Here is a 15,669-nt window from a genome sequence, read left to right as displayed (position 1 = left end):
TGTCCGTCCCGACGACGGGCGCCGACGTCGCGGGAGAAGTTTTCGCGACCTTCCCGTCCAGGGAAACTCCCCGGTCGGTGAGACACGCGCGACGTTGACCGTCCGCGAACCGGACGGTAGCTTCGTTTTCCACATACCAAAAGCTTATTTCGTATTGCGGAAGGTTTTCCATGGGCGCCACGCACGGGGTCGAGATCACCGGCCCCCTCCACGAACGGTTCGACGAGATCCTCACCGAGGACGCCCTCGCCCTCGTCGCCGAACTGCACCGCGCCTTCGAGGCGCGCCGCCAGGAGCTCCTCGAAGCCCGGGTGGCCAGGCAGGAGCAGATCTCGGCCGGGGCCGACCTCGACTTCCTCCCCGAGACCAAGCACATCCGTGAGGACGACAGCTGGCGGGTCGCCCCTCCCGCCCCGGGCATCACGGACCGCCGCGTGGAGATCACCGGCCCCACCGACCGCAAGATGACCATCAACGCGCTCAACTCCGGCGCCAAGGTGTGGCTGGCCGACTTCGAGGACGCCAACACCCCGCTGTGGGAGAACATGATCGGGGGCCAGCTCAACCTGCGCGACGCCCTCGACCGCACCATCGACTTCACCTCCCCCCAGGGCAAGACCTACGCCCTGAAGGAGGACGGCGAGCTCGCCACCGTCGTCGTGCGTCCGCGCGGCTGGCACCTGGACGAGAAGCACGTCCTCGTGGACGGCCAGCGCGTCAGCGGCGGCCTGCTGGACTTCGCCCTCTACTTCTTCCACTGCGCCCAGCGCCAGATCGACAAGGGCAGGGGGCCCTACTTCTACCTGCCCAAGATGCAGAGCCACCTCGAGGCGCGCCTGTGGAACGACGTCTTCGTCCTGGCCCAGGAGCGCCTGGGCATCCCGCGCGGCACCATCCGCGCGACCTGCCTCATCGAGACCATCCCGGCCGCGTTCGAGATGGAGGAGATCCTCTACGAGCTGCGCGAGCACTCCGCGGGCCTCAACGCGGGCCGCTGGGACTACCTGTTCAGCATCATCAAGACGCACCGCACCCGCGGCCGCAGGTTCCTGCTGCCCGAGCGCAACGCCGTCACGATGACCGCGCCGATGATGCGCGCCTACACCGAACTGCTGGTCAAGACCTGCCACAAGCGCGGCGCCCACGCCATCGGCGGCATGGCGGCCTTCATCCCCTCCCGCAGGGACGAGGAGGTCAACAGGACCGCCTTCGCCAAGGTCCGCGACGACAAGTCCCGCGAGTCCGGCGACGGCTTCGACGGCTCCTGGGTCGCCCACCCGGGCCTGGTCCCGGTGGCCATGGAGGTCTTCGACGGCGTCCTGGGCGAGCGCCCCCACCAGATCGACAAGCAGCGCCCCGAGGTCGAGGTCTCGGCCGAGGACCTGCTGGCCGTGGACAGGACCCCGGGCGGCGTCACCCTCGCGGGCCTGCGCGGCAACGTCAACGTCGCCCTGCAGTACCTGGCGACGTGGATGGGCGGCAACGGCGCGGTGGCCATCCACAACCTCATGGAGGACGCCGCCACCGCCGAGATCTCCCGCTCCCAGGTCTGGCAGTGGCTGCACAACGACATCACGCTCGACAACGGCCCCAAGGTCACCGCCGACCTGGTCCGGGGGATCATCGACGAGGAGCTCGCCGCCATCCGCGAGCAGCTGGGCGCGGACTTCGACGAAAACCTGTACCAGCAGGCCGGCGAACTGTTCACCGAGGTGGCCCTGGCCGACGAGTACGTCGACTTCCTGACGCTGCCCGCCTACGAGCGCATGCCGTAGCCCGGTGTTGATTTCATAAGACGGAAGGCAACTTCCACTGCACCCCTTGCCTAGGCGAGGGGTGCAGTCGTACGTTCACCTTGCGAGGTCGCGTCCGCCAGCGGGCGGGACCGTCCGTGTCCGCGCAGGTGGAACCGGGAGGCGCCCATGTCCGAGACCGATACGGCCCAGGCGGCCGTGGCCGGGCTCGTCCCGCGGCTGCGCCGGATCTGCGGCGAGGACGGCGTGCTCACCGACGCCGCCCAGCGCCGCACCTACGAGAGCGACGGGCTGCCCCACCACCGCGCCCTTCCCGGCGTCGTGGTGCTGCCCACCACCGCCGACCAGGTCGCCGCCGTCGTGCGCCTGTGCGCCGAGAACGGCGTGCCCTTCGTCCCGCGCGGCGCGGGCACCGGCCTGTCCGCGGGAGCGCTCCCCCACGCCGAGGGCGTCCTGCTGGTCACCTCGCGCATGCGCCGCGTCCTGGAGATCGACGTCGAGAACGAGTGCGCGGTCGTCGAACCCGGTGTGGCCAACCTGGACGTCACCCGCGCCGCCGCGCCCCACGGCTACTACTACGCGCCCGACCCCTCCAGCCAGCAGGTGTGCTCCGTGGGCGGCAACGTCGCCGAGAACTCCGGCGGCGCCCACTGCCTCAAGTACGGGTTCACCGTCAACCACGTGCGCGGCCTGGACATCGTCACCCCCTCCGGCGAGCAGGTGAGCCTGGGCGGCAAGAACCCCGGCGCGCACGGCTACGACCTCGTCGGGGCCTTCGTCGGCTCCGAGGGCACCCTGGGCGTGGCCACCCGGATCACCGTCGGCCTCACCCGGTCGCCCGAACGCACCGTCACCCTGCTGTCGGCCTTCGCCTCGATGGACGCGGGAGGCCGGGCGGTCAGCTCCATCATCTCCGCCGGAGTGCTGCCCTCGGCCGTGGAGATGATGGACGCGCTGGCCATCGAGGCCGCCGAGAGGGCCGTGGCCTGCGACTACCCCGCGGGCGCCGCGGCCGTGCTGGTCGTGGAGCTGGACGGGCCCGCCGCGGAGGTCGGGGCCCAGCTCGCCGAGGTCACCCGGCTGTGCGCGGAGGCGGGCGCCTTCGAGACCCGCACCGCCAGCGACGCCGACGAACGCGCCCGGATCTGGAAGGGCCGCAAGTCGGCCTTCGCCGCCGTCGGCCGGATCAGCCCCGCCTACATCGTCCAGGACGGCGTCGTCCCGCGCACGGCCCTGCCCGAGGTGCTGCGGCGCATCACCGAACTGTCGGCCGCCTCGGGCATCCGCGTCGCCAACGTCTTCCACGCCGGGGACGGCAACCTGCACCCGCTCGTGCTCTTCGACGACGCCGAGCCGGGCGCGGCGGAGCGGGCCGAGGAGGTCTCCGGCGCCATCCTCGACCTGTGCATCGAGCACGGCGGCTCCATCACCGGCGAGCACGGGGTGGGCGTGGACAAGGCGTGCAAGATGCCGCGCATGTACGGCCCCGACGACCTGGCCACCTTCGACCTGTTCCGCCGGGCCCTGGACCCGGACGGGATCGCCAACCCGGACAAGCTGCTGCCCACCCCGCGCCTGTGCGGCGAGCGGCCCGGAGTGCGCACGGGGGTGCACCCGCTGGTGGAGGCGGGAAGGGCCGAGCAGTTCTGAGGCGCGGACGGACCGCGAGCACGGGGGAGGACGCGTGACACTCGTCGAGGGGCCGGACGCCCGGGGCGGAGCCCTGCGGGAGGGGACCGACGCCGACGCGGTGGGCGGCCTGGTCCCCGCGCGCGTGGCGCGTCCCGCCGACACCCGGGGTCTGGCCCGGGTCATGGCGTCCGCCGCCCGGGAGGGGCTGGCCGTCGTCGCGCGCGGCGGGGGCACGGCCCTGGACTGGGGCGGCCTCCCGCGCGGGCTGGACCTGCTCGTGGACACCGCCGACCTGTCGTGGATCGAGCACATCGCGGGCGACCTGGTGGTGGAGGCGGGCGCGGGGACCCCCGTGGCCGAGCTGTACGACGTGCTGGCCGCCGCCGGACAGCGGCTGTCGGCGGACCCCGTGCGCACAGGCGGCACCGTGGGCGGGATGGTGGCCACGGGCGTGAGCGGTCCGCGCCGCCTGCTCACCGGGGCGCTGCGCGACCTGGTCATCGGGATGACGGTGGTGCGCGCCGACGGCGTGGTGGCGCGCAGCGGGGGCCGGGTGGTCAAGAACGTGGCCGGGTACGACCTGGCCAAGCTGCACACCGGCGGCCTGGGCACCCTGGGCGTGATCGCCTCGGTGGCCTTCCGCCTGCACCCGCTCCCCCGGGCCCTGCGCGTGCTGACCCTCCGGGCGTCCCGCGCGGAGCACGCCGAGCGCCTGCTGAGGGCGCTGCGCGGGTGCACGGCGACGCCCGCGGCGGTCGAACTGGACTGGCCCTCGGCGAGTCTGCGGGTGGTGCTGGAGGGCACGCCGGACGGCCTCGGGGCGCGGACGGCCGAGATCGCCGCGGCCACCGGCACGGAGCCCGACGTGGCCGACGCCCTGCCCGAGGGCTGGGGCGTGCTGCCCGCCGAGGGCACGCTCGCCCTGGTGTCGGTGCCGCCCGCCGAGAGCGTCCGGGCCGCGGTGCGGGTGCACGAGCTGTCCGGCGCGGGCGTCAGCGGCTCGGCCCGGGCGGGGGCGCTGTACGCGTCCTTCCCGCCGGGCGCCGGCGCCGCCGAGGTGGCGGCCGTGCTCGACGGCGTGCGTTCGGCGCCCGGCTGGACGATGACCCTGCTGCGCGCGGAACCGCACGTCCACGCCGCCGGTGTGGACCTGTGGGGCGAGGTGCCCGGACTCCCGCTGATGCGGGCGGTCAAGGACTCCCTCGACCCCGGACACCGCCTGGCCCCCGGGCGCTTCGCGGGCGGTATCTGAACACGTGCGAACACCCTGGGAGGGCCCGTGACCGACCCGACGACCGCGGACGAGCGCGACCGGCTGTTCTCCGACCTGCTCAACGACTGCGTCCACTGCGGTTTCTGCCTGCCCACCTGTCCCACGCACGTGCTGTGGGGCCAGGAGATGGACTCGCCGCGCGGGCGGATCCACCTGATGGCGCAGACGCACACCGAGGACGTGCTGACCGAGACCGCGGTCGGGCACTTCGACAACTGCCTGGGCTGCCTGGCGTGCGTGTCCGCCTGCCCGTCGGGGGTGGCCTACGACGCGCTCATCGACACCACCCGGCACCGGGTGGAGAGGGAGCACGAGCGGCCCGCGGGCGAGCGGGCGCTGCGCGGGGCGATCTTCGCGCTGTTCCCGTACCGGCGCAGGCTGGGGCTGCTGCGCGGGCCGCTGCGCGCCTACCAGGCCAGCGGCGTCTCCTCGCTGGTGCGGCGCACGGGGCTGCTGGAGCGGGTCTCCCCCGCCCTGGCCACCATGGAGCGCATCTCGCCGCCGCTGTCGTCTCCCCCTCCCGCGCTGCCGGAGCTGGTGCCCGCGGTGGGGCGGGCGCGGGCCCGGGTGGGCATGCTGGTGGGCTGCGTGCAGGGGGCGTTCTTCCCCGAGGTCAACACCGCGACCGCGCGGGTGCTGGCTCTGGAGGGCTGCGACGTGGTGATCCCCCGCGCCCAGGGCTGCTGCGGGGCCCTGTCCGGGCACGCCGGGCGGATGGAGGAGTCGGCCGACCTCGCCCGGAGCCTGATCGAGGTGTTCGAACGCGAGCGAGTGGACCGGATCGTGGTCAACTCGGCCGGGTGCGGGTCCAGCATGAAGCACTTCGACCGCACCCTGACCGAGGCGGGCGCGGACCCGGCCTGGGTGCGTCGGGGGCGGGCCCAGGCCGAGCGGGTCGCGGACCTCACCGAATTCCTGGTGGAGCTGGGACCGCGGGCCGAGCGCCATCCCCTCCCCCTGCACGTGGCCTACCACGACGCGTGCCACCTCTCCCACGGCCAGGGCGTCACCCGGCCGCCCCGGGCCCTGCTCGCGGGGATTCCGGAGCTGCGCGTGTCCGACCTGCCCAACGGCGAGATCTGCTGCGGCTCGGCGGGGGTGTACAACCTGCTCAAGCCCGGGGCCGCCCGCGAGCTCGGCGACCGCAAGGGGCGGGACGTGGCCTCCACCGGCGCCGACGTCCTGGTGTCGGGGAACCCGGGGTGCTCGCTCCAGATAGCCTCCGCCATGGACCGCGCGGGTTCTCCGGTGGCGGTGACCCACACCGCCCGGGTGCTGGACGCCTCCCTGCGGGGGCTGACCGTGGCGCGGTTGCTGGGATCTCGCTGAGGCGACCCGACCCGCCCTTGTGACGCACACCACATGTCTTCCGGCGGTTTTCCCGTCCTCCCCCCGAACAACGGCCGCTCCGGCGACACAAGGGGGAGAGAGGAGCTGCCGATGGTGCGCGACAACAACAGCGACCCACCCGACCACACGGCGTTCAACGCGCTGTTCGAGCGGTACTACGACGCGGTGTACGACTACGCCCGCCGCAGGGTCGGCCCCGATCTGGCCGACGACGTGGCCTCGGAGTCCTTCGCGGTCGCCTGGCGACGGCGGACGGGGGTGCCCGAGGGCCGGGAACTGCCCTGGCTGTACGCCTGCGCCCGCCGTATCACCCTCGCCAAGCTGCGCGAGGTCAGGAAGCGCGGTGAGGTCCCCCCTCCCCCGGAGGAGGCCTGGGGCGGTTCCCAGGACGACGCCGAGCGCGTCGTCCGCCGCCAGACGGCCCTGAGCGCCCTGGCCCGGCTCTCCGGCACCGACCGCGAGCTCGTGATGCTCGTGACCTGGGAGGGCCTGAGCAGCCGCGAGGCCGCGCGCGTGGTGGGCTGCTCACCCGTGACCGCGCGCGGACGGCTGCACCGCGCCCGCAAGCGCCTCCAGGCGCTCATGGACGACACCGCACACCCCGCCGAGGACAGGAAGGACGCCTCGTGGACGACGTCACCGCGCTTCGCACGCTCCTGAACGACACCGACCCGCGCGCCGGGGAGACGGTCGGCCACGCCGACCGCCAGCGCGCACGGACGAAGGCCATCACCCTGATGAACGACACCCCCGCCCGCCGCCCCCTGTGGCTCCGCCCCCCGGCCCTGGCCGGCGCCGCCGCCCTCACGGCCGCCGCCACCGCCGCCGTGCTCGTCCTCGGCACCGGTTCCGGGGACCCCGTCGGCGTCCCCGCAGCCTACGCCGCGCCGCCCACCCCCCTGGAGGTGGTCGGCTCCGCCCCCGAACCCGGTGAGCAGCGGCTGCTCGCCCTGGCCGAGACCGCCCGCGACGGCGGTGACGCCCCGGGCGAGGGCGACGTCGCCTACGTCTCCTCCTCCGGTGTGGAACTGCTCGCCGTCACCAGCTACACCGGTGAGGAGCCCAGCGACGAGGACCTGCACAGCGCGGGGTTCATCCCCTACCAGTGGCAGCACTGGCAGGACCCCGAGGGCGGCACCCGCGCGGTCAGCACCCCGGGCGCGGCCGAGGACACCGCCGGCGACGCGGAGGAGCACCGGGAGTTTCTCGACCGGCAGGCCGAGGACGTGGAGGAGAGGCTGGATCCGGTCCTGCTGTTCCCCGAGGAGCTGCCCACCGGGGCCGGGGCCATGGCCGACGCCCTCGTCGCCTGGAGCGGGGAGGACCCCGCGACCGACGCCGCCCTCGTCAACGCCCTGAACAACCTCTACGACCACCGCCCCCTGGACGGGGCCGAGGAGGCGGCCCTCATGGGGGTCCTGGCCGGGCTTCCCGGCGTCGAGTACGCGGGGGGCACGCGCGACCCCCTGGCCCGTGAGGGAGAACTCTTCCAGGTGCGGGTCGCGGAGTCCGACCAGGTGACGCGCTACCGCTACCTCTTCGCCCCCGACACCGGGGACCTGCTCTACCGCGACGCCACCGTGCTGGAGGAGGAGGGCGGTGAGGGCTCCCTGGCCCAGCACGGACTGGAGCTGCCGGTGACCACGTCCTACCGGTCCTTCGTCTGGTCCGGCTGGGTGGAGGAGGTCGGCGCGCGTCCCGGAAGCTGAGGCGGGACGCCCGGCAGACCCCGGCCGGGAGCCTGGACCGGCGCTCCGCCCCCTGGGACGGGGAAGCCGGTCCGTGCGGCCCGGTGCACGGGGCCGGGGGGCGTCGCGCGAACCCCGGCCGGGCACCGGCCCGCCCCGCGCCGACGCGCGGGCCGACGCGGGGTCAGATCAGGCTCGTCTCGCCCTCGGCCACGATGACGGCCGGGCCGCTCAGCCTCGCGCCGTCCGCGTCCAGGAAGACGGTGCACTCGCCGCCCGGGACCCGCACCCTCCAGGTCGCGCCCTCCCCGCGGGGCGTGGCCGCGGCGGCGGCGGCGACGATCCCGGTCCCGCAGGAGCGGGTCTCCCCCGAACCGCGCTCGTACACGCGCATCTCCAGCACACCCGGAGCCACCTCGCGGTACACCTCGACGTTCGCCCCGGACGGGAAGGCCTCCCCGTCCAGCACCGGCAGCTCGCTCAGGTCCACCTCGGCGACCGGCACGGTCACCTCGCAGGCCAGGTGCGGGTTGCCCACGGAGATCTGCTCACCGTGCACCACCTGCCGGGCGAGCTTGGCGGAGGAGGTCCCCTGCATCTCCACCCGGCCCATGTCTATGGTGATGCCGCCGTCGGCCTCCACCTGGACCTCCTTGGCGCCGTCGCGGGTGCCCACCTCGAAGCGGTCGCCCTCGACGAGCCCGGCGTGCAGCAGGTAGCGGGCGAACACCCGCACACCGTTGCCGCACATCTCGGCGACGCTCCCGTCGGCGTTGCGGTAGTCCATGAACCACTCGGAGCGCTCGGCCGTGCGGGCGGCCGGGGCGAGGGCCTCACCGAGGGCGCGCGTGCGCACCACCCGCAGGACGCCGTCCGCGCCGATCCCGGCCCGGCGGTCGCACAGCAGGCGGACGGCCTCCTCCGTGAGGTCGAGCTCCCCGTCGGGGTCGGGGAGGATCACGAAGTCGTTCTCTGTTCCGTGGCCCTTGGCGAATCGCATGCCGACCATCCTAGGCGCGCACGACCACCTCCCCCGTCCCGCTCCGCGGTCGGGCCGGGTCCGGGGCTGACTACGCTGGAGGAATGATCAAGGTGATCGCGGTCGTCGGCCCGACCGCTGTGGGCAAGTCGGACCTGGCCGTCGAGGTGGCCCTGCGGCTGGAGGAGCGCACGGGGCGCCGGGGCGAGGTGATCAACGCCGACTCCATGCAGCTCTACCGCGGCATGGACATCGGCACCGCCAAGCTCACCGACGCCGAGAGACGCGGGGTGCCCCACCACCTGCTCGACGTGTGGGAGGTCAGCGAGCCAGCGGACGTGGCCAGCTACCAGGACATGGCCCGCGACCGCGTCGAGCAGTGCGCCGACCGCGACGTCCTTCCCGTCCTGGTCGGCGGTTCGGGCCTGTACGTGCGCTCGGTCCTGGACCACCTGAACTTCCCCGGCACCGACCCCGCGGTCCGCTCGCGCCTGGAGGCGGAGCTCGGCGACCTCGGCCCGGGCGTCCTGCACGCCCGTCTGGCCGAGGCCGACCCCGCGGCGGCCCGCGCCATCCTGCCGGGCAACGGACGGCGGATCGTGCGCGCCCTGGAGGTCATCGAGCTGACCGGGGAGCCGTTCACCGCGAACCTGCCCGACCACACCTCCTTCTACCCGTGCACGCAGATCGGCCTGACCGCTCCGCGCACCGAGTTGGACGAGCGCATCGGCACCCGTGTGGACCGCATGTGGGAGCAGGGCCTGCTGGAGGAGGTCCGCGAGCTGGACAAGCTCGGGCTGCGCGAGGGCCGGACCGCCTCGCGCGCGCTCGGCTACGCGCAGGCGCTCGCCCAGCTGGACGGCGCGCTGTCCGAGGAGGAGGCCAAGGCCGACACCGCCCAGGCCACCCGCCGGTTCGCCCGCCGCCAGGAGTCGTGGTTCCGGCGCGACCCGCGGGTGCGCTGGCTCCCCTACGACTCCCCCGACCTGGTGGAACGCGCTCTGGCCCAGGTGGAGCGGGCCCTGTCGGGAACCTCGGAGGAGCCGGGCGAGGCGCTGGTGGACGTGTCGACCTGGGTGCCCCGCTCCGCGCGCTGACCCCGCGGCGGGTCCGCCTCCGCCGCACACCCGCCCGCACGTGACGGCCGGGCCCGCGAGGGCCCGGCCGTCGGCCTCGCACGACCCGCTCCCGCTTTCCCTCCCGAAAACCCTTGCCCCGGCCTCCCGGGTGACCTACTTTGACTGTGTGACCAGATTTCAAAACTGGTCACACAGTCAGAGGGAGGGAGGTGGGGATATGGTCATCGGCGTCAACACGCGTGGTCAGCGACACCTCGCACGCCCTCGACTCGCAGGAGTACACCGTGGCCCCATCCACATCCCCGACCGCCAGCGAGCGCGAACTGCGCGCCGACCGCATCCTGGACGCGGCGGAGGAGCTGATGGTCGCCTGGGGGCACCGCAAGATCACCATCGAGGACGTCGCCCGGCGGGCCAAGATCGGCAAGGGGACCGTCTACCTGCACTTCTCCACCAAGGAGGCGCTCCTCCTCACGGTGGTCATGCGGGCGCAGCTCGGCGTGCTGCGCCGGATCCTGGACTCCATGCACGCCTCACCCGAGAACGTCCGGCCCAGCGAGGTCGCCCGCGCCCTCTACCTGTTCCACCTGGACTCGCCGACCATCCGCGCGCTGTTCTCCAACGGCACCGAGTCCCTGGGCAACCTCTCCCGCGACGCGGCCTCCCTGGTCGGCGACACCGTCCGGGAGCGGCAGAGGGCCCTGCGGACCTACTGGGACATCCTGCGCGAGCACGGCCTGCTGAACGCTGACCGCGCCCCCGACGAGCAGCTGTACGCCTACAACTCCCTGGTCATGGGCCACCTGGTCACGCCCCCGGTGCTGGAGAGCCAGGGCATGCACGTGCCCGACCACGGCACGCGCGCCGAGCTCATGGCCCGGAGCATCCGACTGCTCCTGGAACAGGACGCCTCCCCGGAGGACACCCGTCGGGCCCGGGACAGGGCCCTGGCGCTCTTCTCCGCGCTGGACGAGCGCCTGCACGAGGAGATCACCCGGCAGAAACAGACGACACGCTCCACCTGAGCCCCCGAGGAGGGCCCATGACAGCCGCGACCCCGTCCGACGAACTGATCGACCTGCGCTCCCCCGAGTTCACCGCCGACCCCCACTCCGTGATCGACCGGGTCCGGGCCGCGGGCGGCTCGGCGCCGGCCCTGTTCGTGGACACCCAGAAGGCCGTCCTCTTCGTCGACGACGAGGACGTGCGGACCATCCTCAGCGACCGGCGCTTCGTGCTGGACCCCGCGAACGTGTCGGGCGGGCGGGCCCAGGCCACCCGCTCCGACGCGCTCAGGGGACTGGGCATCCGCCCCGACCTGATCACCTACCTGACCGAGTCCCTCCTGGACAAGGACGGCGGCGACCACACGCGGCTGCGCAAGCTGGTGTCGCGCACCTTCACCGTGCGCCGGGTCAACGAACTGCGGCCCTCGGTCCAGCGCGTCACCGACGACCTGCTCGCGCGGCTGCCCGACCTCGCCGACGGGGACGGGGTCGTGGACCTCATGCCGCACTTCTCCTACCCGCTGCCGATCGCGGTCATCTGCGACCTGGTCGGCGTTCCGGAGGAGGACCGCGGGACCTGGCGGGCGTGGAGCGACCAGCTGTCCAGGTTCGACCCCACCAGGCCCGAGCTGATGAACGACGCGCTCGGCGAGATGATCGGCCACATCGAGGGGATGCTCGCCGAGCGCCGGGCCCGGCCGAGCGAGGACCTGCTCGGCGCCCTGGTCAGGGCGCGCGACGAGGACGGCGGGCGCTTGAGCGAGAGCGAGCTGATCACCCTGGTGTTCACCCTCGTCATCGCCGGGCACGAGACCACCGCGCACCTGCTGGGCAACGGGGTGCGGGCCCTGCTCGACCACCCGGCCCAGTGGGAGATCCTGCGGCACGACCCCGGGCTGCTGCCCTCCGCCGTACACGAGATGCTCCGCTACGGGGGCACCGCCGTGATCTCCAAGGCGCGGTACGCGGCCGAGGACGTCGAACTCAGATGCGGCCGCCTGGCCGCGGGCGAGCGGGCGATCGCGGTCCTGGCGGGCGCCAACCGCGACCCGAGGGTCCATCCGGACCCGCACCGCTTCGACATCACCCGCCACCAGGGCAGCCCCGGCGAGGCGCACGTGGGGTTCGGCCACGGCATCCACTACTGCCTGGGCGCGGCCCTGGCCCGCCAGGAGGGCGAGGTGGCGGTCGGCTCCCTGCTGACCGCCTACCCCGGCCTGTCCCTGGCCCCCGGTCGTGAGCCCCTGCCCGGGAGGGTTCCGGGCGCGATGCGGTTGGACAGCCTGCCGGTCCGGCTCTGAGGCCGCGCCCGCACGGCCGTCCCGCCCCGGTCCGCGCGGATCCGCCACCGGCGGGAGCCGCGCGGACGACAGCGGCCCCCGGCGCGAAGGCGCCGGGGGCCGCGACCGCTTCGCGGGGTCAGATCTCGCAGCAGCCGCCCGCCGGGGCGGGCTCCTCGGCCGGAACGCCGATCCTGGGCATGCCCAGGAGCACCTGCGGCTTGCTCTCCTGGACCGGCTGGCCGTTGCGGGCCGCCCAGGCGTCGCCCGCGCGGGTGCGCCGCAGGGCGCGCACGCCGGAGTCGGCCACCAGGTGGTGCGGGGCGGCGTAGGTGACCTCCACGGTCACCGTGTCGCCGGGGCGCGGGTCGTCGCCGTCACCGACCGCGAAGTGCACGAGGCGGTTGTCGGGGGCGCGGCCGGACAGGCGGCGGTGCTCGCCGTCCTTCCTGCCCTCGCCCTCGGCGACCAGCAGCTCGACCTCGCGGCCGACCAGCTTCTGGTTCTCCTCCCAGGAGATCTGGTCCTGGAGGTCGACCAGGCGCTGGTAGCGGTCCTTGACCACCTCCGGCGGGACCTGGTCCTCCATGGTCGCGGCCGGGGTCCCGGGGCGCTTGGAGTACTGGAAGGTGAACGCCATCGAGAACCGCGCCTCGCGGACCACGTGCAGCGTCTCCTGGAAGTCCTCCTCGGTCTCGCCGGGGAAGCCCACGATGATGTCGGTGGTGATCGCGGCGTGCGGCATGGCGGCGCGCACCTTCTCCACGATGCCCAGGAAGCGCTCCTGGCGGTAGGAGCGGCGCATGGCCTTGAGGACCCGGCTCGACCCCGACTGGAGCGGCATGTGCAGCTGCGGCATGACGTTGGGGGTCTCGGCCATGGCCTCGATGACGTCGTCGGTGAAGTCGCGCGGGTGCGGGGAGGTGAAGCGCACCCGCTCCAACCCCTCGATCTCGCCGCAGGCGCGCAGCAGCTTGGAGAAGGCCTGCCGGTCGCCGAAGCCGCTGCCGTAGGCGTTGACGTTCTGGCCGAGCAGGGTGATCTCGCTGACGCCCTCGTCGACCAGGGCGCGCACCTCGGCGAGCACGTCGCCGGGGCGGCGGTCCTGCTCCTTGCCGCGCAGCGCGGGCACGATGCAGAAGGTGCAGGTGTTGTTGCAGCCCACGGAGACCGACACCCACGCCGCGTACGCGGACTCGCGGCGGCTGGGCAGTGTGGAGGGGAAGTGCTCCAGGGACTCGGCGATCTCCACCTGCGCCTCCCGCTGGACGCGGGAGCGCTCCAGCAGGGCGGGCAGGGAGCCGATGTTGTGGGTGCCGAACACGACGTCGACCCAGGGCGCCCGGCGCACGATCTCGCCGCGGTCCTTCTGCGCCAGGCAGCCCCCGACGGCGATCTGCATCCCAGGATTGGCGTCCTTGACCGGGCGCAGGTGCCCGAGGTTGCCGTACAGGCGGTTGTCGGCGTTCTCCCGGACCGCACAGGTGTTGAAGACGACGATGTCTGCGGTGGTGTCCTCGGCTGCGCGCGCGTACCCAGCGTCCTCCAGCAGACCGGAGAGGCGCTCGGAGTCGTGGACGTTCATCTGGCAGCCGTAGGTCCGCACTTGGTAGGTACGACTCTGGCTCACGGGACCAGGCTATCCGGTGCCGTGGACCGCGCGGAGACCACGGAAGGGGCCCGCCGCCCCCGCCTGGGGCTTTCCCCGGGACCCCGCGTCGGACGGGGAGGCGGAGCGCGTCCGGAAGTGGCCGATGTGAGACGCTGGAGAACGGAACCGCAACGGGGAGCGACAAACGGCCACTTAACCGTCCAAACCCATAACAGTTTCGCCGATCACGCCGTAACAAGTCTGCTACTCCGCAGACGGACGGCGATTTCGTGATGACACGGCAACATGGACCCATTAGGTTCCGAACATGACCTCAACTCCTCTCGTCGTGCTGGAGAACGTCAACAAGCACTTCGGCGACCTGCACGTGCTCCGCGACATCGATCTGACGGTTAACTCCGGCGAGGTGGTAGTCGTCATCGGGCCGTCCGGTTCCGGCAAGTCGACGCTGTGCCGCACGATCAACCGCCTGGAGACGATCGACGCCGGCACCATCACGCTGGACGGACAGCCGCTGCCCGCGGAGGGCCGCGGCCTGGCCCGGCTCCGCAGCGACGTGGGCATGGTCTTCCAGTCGTTCAACCTGTTCGCCCACAAGACCGTGCTCCAGAACGTGACCCTGGGCCCCACCAAGGTCCTGCGCATGAACAAGGCCGAGGCCGACGCCCGGGGCATGGAACTGCTGGAGCGCGTCCGGATCGGCAACCAGGCCAACAAGTACCCTGCGCAGCTCTCCGGGGGCCAGCAGCAGCGCGTGGCGATCGCCCGCGCCCTGGCGATGAACCCCAAGGTGATCCTCTTCGACGAGCCGACCTCGGCACTGGACCCGGAGATGGTCCAGGAGGTCCTCGACGTCATGACCGACCTCGCCTCCGAGGGCATGACGATGGTCGTGGTCACCCACGAGATGGGCTTCGCGCGCCGCGCGGCCAACCGGGTCGTCTTCATGGCCGACGGACAGATCGTGGAGGAGAACACCCCCGACGAGTTCTTCACCAACCCCCGGTCCGAGCGCGCCCAGGACTTCCTGTCCAAGATCCTGACCCACTAGGTTTCCCCGCGTTCTTCGCACGAAGCAAGGAAGAGGTACCCCACATGCGAGTCCGTCGCATCAGCACCATCCTGGGCGGCACCGCGGCCCTGGCCTTCGCCCTCAGCGCCTGTGGCACCGCCGACGTCGGCGGCGGCAGCGGCGACGAGGGCGGCGGCGAGGGTGGCGGCGACACCATCACCATCGGCGTCAAGTACGACCAGCCCGGCCTGGGCCTGCTGGACGGCGACGCCCCCGTCGGCTTCGACGTGGACGTGGCCACCTACATCGCCGGTGAGCTCGGCTACGAGCCCGAGCAGATCGAGTGGACCGAGGCCGCCTCCGCCAACCGCGAGTCCTTCCTCCAGCAGGGCACCGTCGACATGGTGATCGCCACCTACTCGATCACCGACGAGCGCCGCCAGGTCGTCAGCTTCGCCGGCCCGTACTACGTCGCCCAGCAGGACATCCTGGTCCAGGCCGACAACGAGGACATCCAGGGCCCCGAGGACCTGGCGGGCAAGGTCCTGTGCTCGGCCTCCGGCTCCCGCTCGGCCAACAACATCGTCGACGACATGGGCATCGACGCCGAGCTGCGCGAGGCGGGCAACTACTCCGAGTGCCTGTCCCTGCTGGGCAACGGCACCGTCGACGCGGTGACCACCGACAACACCATCCTCGCGGGCTTCGCCGCGCAGGACCCGGGCACCTACCGCGTGGTCAACAACCCCTTCGGCGAGGAGCGCTACGGCGTGGGCCTGCCCGCCGGCTCCACGGAGCGGTGCGAGGAGGTCAACGCCGCCATCCAGAAGATGTGGGACGAGGGCTACGCGGTCGAGGCCCTGGAGACCGCCTTCGGTGAGACCGACTTCGCCTACGAGGAGACCGCTCCCGAGGTCGACGCCTGCCAGTAGGCACCCCTTCCCCGACCGTGCGCCCAGCGGCGGGGCCGACCCCGGCCCCGCCGCCCGGCCCTTGACCAGCT

General features: G+C 72.9%; 13 protein-coding genes. 11 read left to right on the top strand and 2 right to left on the bottom strand.

Annotated features, from left to right (window positions below; translation table 11 throughout):
- Positions 1 to 170 precede the first annotated feature (170 nt).
- The 6 genes from aceB (at position 171) to EV372_RS17650 (ending at position 7,718) form a co-directional block, all read left to right on the top strand.
- Entirely contained in the window at positions 171 to 1,775 is a 1,605-nt protein-coding gene (gene aceB, locus EV372_RS17675; protein ID WP_130396875.1) for a malate synthase A, read from the top strand.
- A gap of 147 nt (positions 1,776 to 1,922) precedes the next feature.
- Complete coding sequence (locus EV372_RS17670) at positions 1,923 to 3,404, top strand: FAD-linked oxidase C-terminal domain-containing protein (RefSeq protein ID WP_130396874.1); 1,482 nt, start codon at positions 1,923 to 1,925, stop codon at positions 3,402 to 3,404.
- Positions 3,405 to 3,438: 34 nt separating this feature from the next.
- Complete coding sequence (locus tag EV372_RS17665) at positions 3,439 to 4,638, top strand: FAD-binding oxidoreductase (RefSeq protein ID WP_130396873.1); 1,200 nt, start codon at positions 3,439 to 3,441, stop codon at positions 4,636 to 4,638.
- Between the two features lie 27 nt (positions 4,639 to 4,665).
- The gene (locus EV372_RS17660) at positions 4,666 to 5,988 is read left to right on the top strand and encodes a (Fe-S)-binding protein (protein ID WP_130396872.1); all 1,323 of its coding nucleotides are present in this window, start codon (positions 4,666 to 4,668) and stop codon (positions 5,986 to 5,988) included.
- 111 nt (positions 5,989 to 6,099) lie between these two features.
- Positions 6,100 to 6,669, top strand: a complete 570-nt coding sequence (locus EV372_RS17655) for an RNA polymerase sigma factor (protein WP_013151731.1) — start codon at positions 6,100 to 6,102, stop codon at positions 6,667 to 6,669.
- Positions 6,636 to 7,718: a CU044_5270 family protein gene (locus tag EV372_RS17650; RefSeq protein WP_130396871.1), complete on the top strand. Its 1,083-nt coding sequence runs from the start codon at positions 6,636 to 6,638 to the stop codon at positions 7,716 to 7,718. The genes EV372_RS17655 and EV372_RS17650 overlap by 34 nt, the downstream gene beginning before the upstream one ends.
- Positions 7,719 to 7,881: 163 nt before the next feature.
- Here EV372_RS17650 and dapF read toward each other — a convergent pair whose 3' ends face one another.
- Positions 7,882 to 8,706, bottom strand: a complete 825-nt coding sequence (gene dapF / locus EV372_RS17645; protein WP_130396870.1) for a diaminopimelate epimerase — start codon at positions 8,704 to 8,706, stop codon at positions 7,882 to 7,884.
- A gap of 74 nt (positions 8,707 to 8,780) precedes the next feature.
- On the opposite strand from dapF, the gene miaA reads away from it, so the two are divergent.
- From miaA to EV372_RS17630, 3 genes are all read left to right on the top strand, one after another.
- Positions 8,781 to 9,773, top strand: coding sequence for a tRNA (adenosine(37)-N6)-dimethylallyltransferase MiaA (miaA, locus tag EV372_RS17640; RefSeq protein ID WP_130396869.1), 993 nt, complete (start codon positions 8,781 to 8,783; stop codon positions 9,771 to 9,773).
- Positions 9,774 to 9,994: 221 nt separating this feature from the next.
- Positions 9,995 to 10,780, top strand: coding sequence for a TetR/AcrR family transcriptional regulator (locus EV372_RS17635; protein WP_130396868.1), 786 nt, complete (start codon positions 9,995 to 9,997; stop codon positions 10,778 to 10,780).
- A gap of 17 nt (positions 10,781 to 10,797) precedes the next feature.
- Positions 10,798 to 12,063, top strand: a complete 1,266-nt coding sequence (locus EV372_RS17630; protein ID WP_130396867.1) for a cytochrome P450 family protein — start codon at positions 10,798 to 10,800, stop codon at positions 12,061 to 12,063.
- A 118-nt stretch (positions 12,064 to 12,181) separates the two neighbouring features.
- Here the strand turns inward: EV372_RS17630 and miaB are convergent, their stop codons facing one another.
- Positions 12,182 to 13,648 carry a tRNA (N6-isopentenyl adenosine(37)-C2)-methylthiotransferase MiaB gene (gene miaB / locus EV372_RS17625; RefSeq protein ID WP_026337902.1) on the bottom strand — a complete coding sequence of 489 codons (1,467 nt, stop codon included), beginning with the start codon at positions 13,646 to 13,648 and terminating at the stop codon, positions 12,182 to 12,184.
- A gap of 313 nt (positions 13,649 to 13,961) precedes the next feature.
- On the opposite strand from miaB, the gene EV372_RS17620 reads away from it, so the two are divergent.
- Positions 13,962 to 14,705 carry an amino acid ABC transporter ATP-binding protein gene (locus EV372_RS17620; protein ID WP_013151724.1) on the top strand — a complete coding sequence of 248 codons (744 nt, stop codon included), beginning with the start codon at positions 13,962 to 13,964 and terminating at the stop codon, positions 14,703 to 14,705.
- Between the two features lie 44 nt (positions 14,706 to 14,749).
- The gene (locus EV372_RS17615; protein ID WP_130396866.1) at positions 14,750 to 15,598 is read left to right on the top strand and encodes a glutamate ABC transporter substrate-binding protein; all 849 of its coding nucleotides are present in this window, start codon (positions 14,750 to 14,752) and stop codon (positions 15,596 to 15,598) included.
- Positions 15,599 to 15,669 lie beyond the last annotated feature (71 nt).

It is taken from the genome of Nocardiopsis sp. CNZ308 (assembly GCF_004217075.1).
Note: the sequence above shows the minus strand (reverse complement) of the source record. Positions and strands in the feature narration are given on the sequence as shown.

What these genes read in the sequence shown, in the direction of transcription:
- aceB (WP_130396875.1), top strand. Translation starts at nt 171, where the DNA reads ATGGGCGCCACGCACGGGGTCGAGATCACCGGCCCCCTCCACGAACGG.
- EV372_RS17670 (WP_130396874.1), top strand. Translation starts at nt 1,923, where the DNA reads ATGTCCGAGACCGATACGGCCCAGGCGGCCGTGGCCGGGCTCGTCCCG.
- EV372_RS17655 (WP_013151731.1), top strand. Translation starts at nt 6,100, where the DNA reads ATGGTGCGCGACAACAACAGCGACCCACCCGACCACACGGCGTTCAAC.
- dapF (WP_130396870.1), bottom strand. Translation starts at nt 8,706, where the DNA reads ATGGTCGGCATGCGATTCGCCAAGGGCCACGGAACAGAGAACGACTTC.
- miaA (WP_130396869.1), top strand. Translation starts at nt 8,781, where the DNA reads ATGATCAAGGTGATCGCGGTCGTCGGCCCGACCGCTGTGGGCAAGTCG.
- EV372_RS17630 (WP_130396867.1), top strand. Translation starts at nt 10,798, where the DNA reads ATGACAGCCGCGACCCCGTCCGACGAACTGATCGACCTGCGCTCCCCC.
- EV372_RS17620 (WP_013151724.1), top strand. Translation starts at nt 13,962, where the DNA reads ATGACCTCAACTCCTCTCGTCGTGCTGGAGAACGTCAACAAGCACTTC.
- EV372_RS17615 (WP_130396866.1), top strand. Translation starts at nt 14,750, where the DNA reads ATGCGAGTCCGTCGCATCAGCACCATCCTGGGCGGCACCGCGGCCCTG.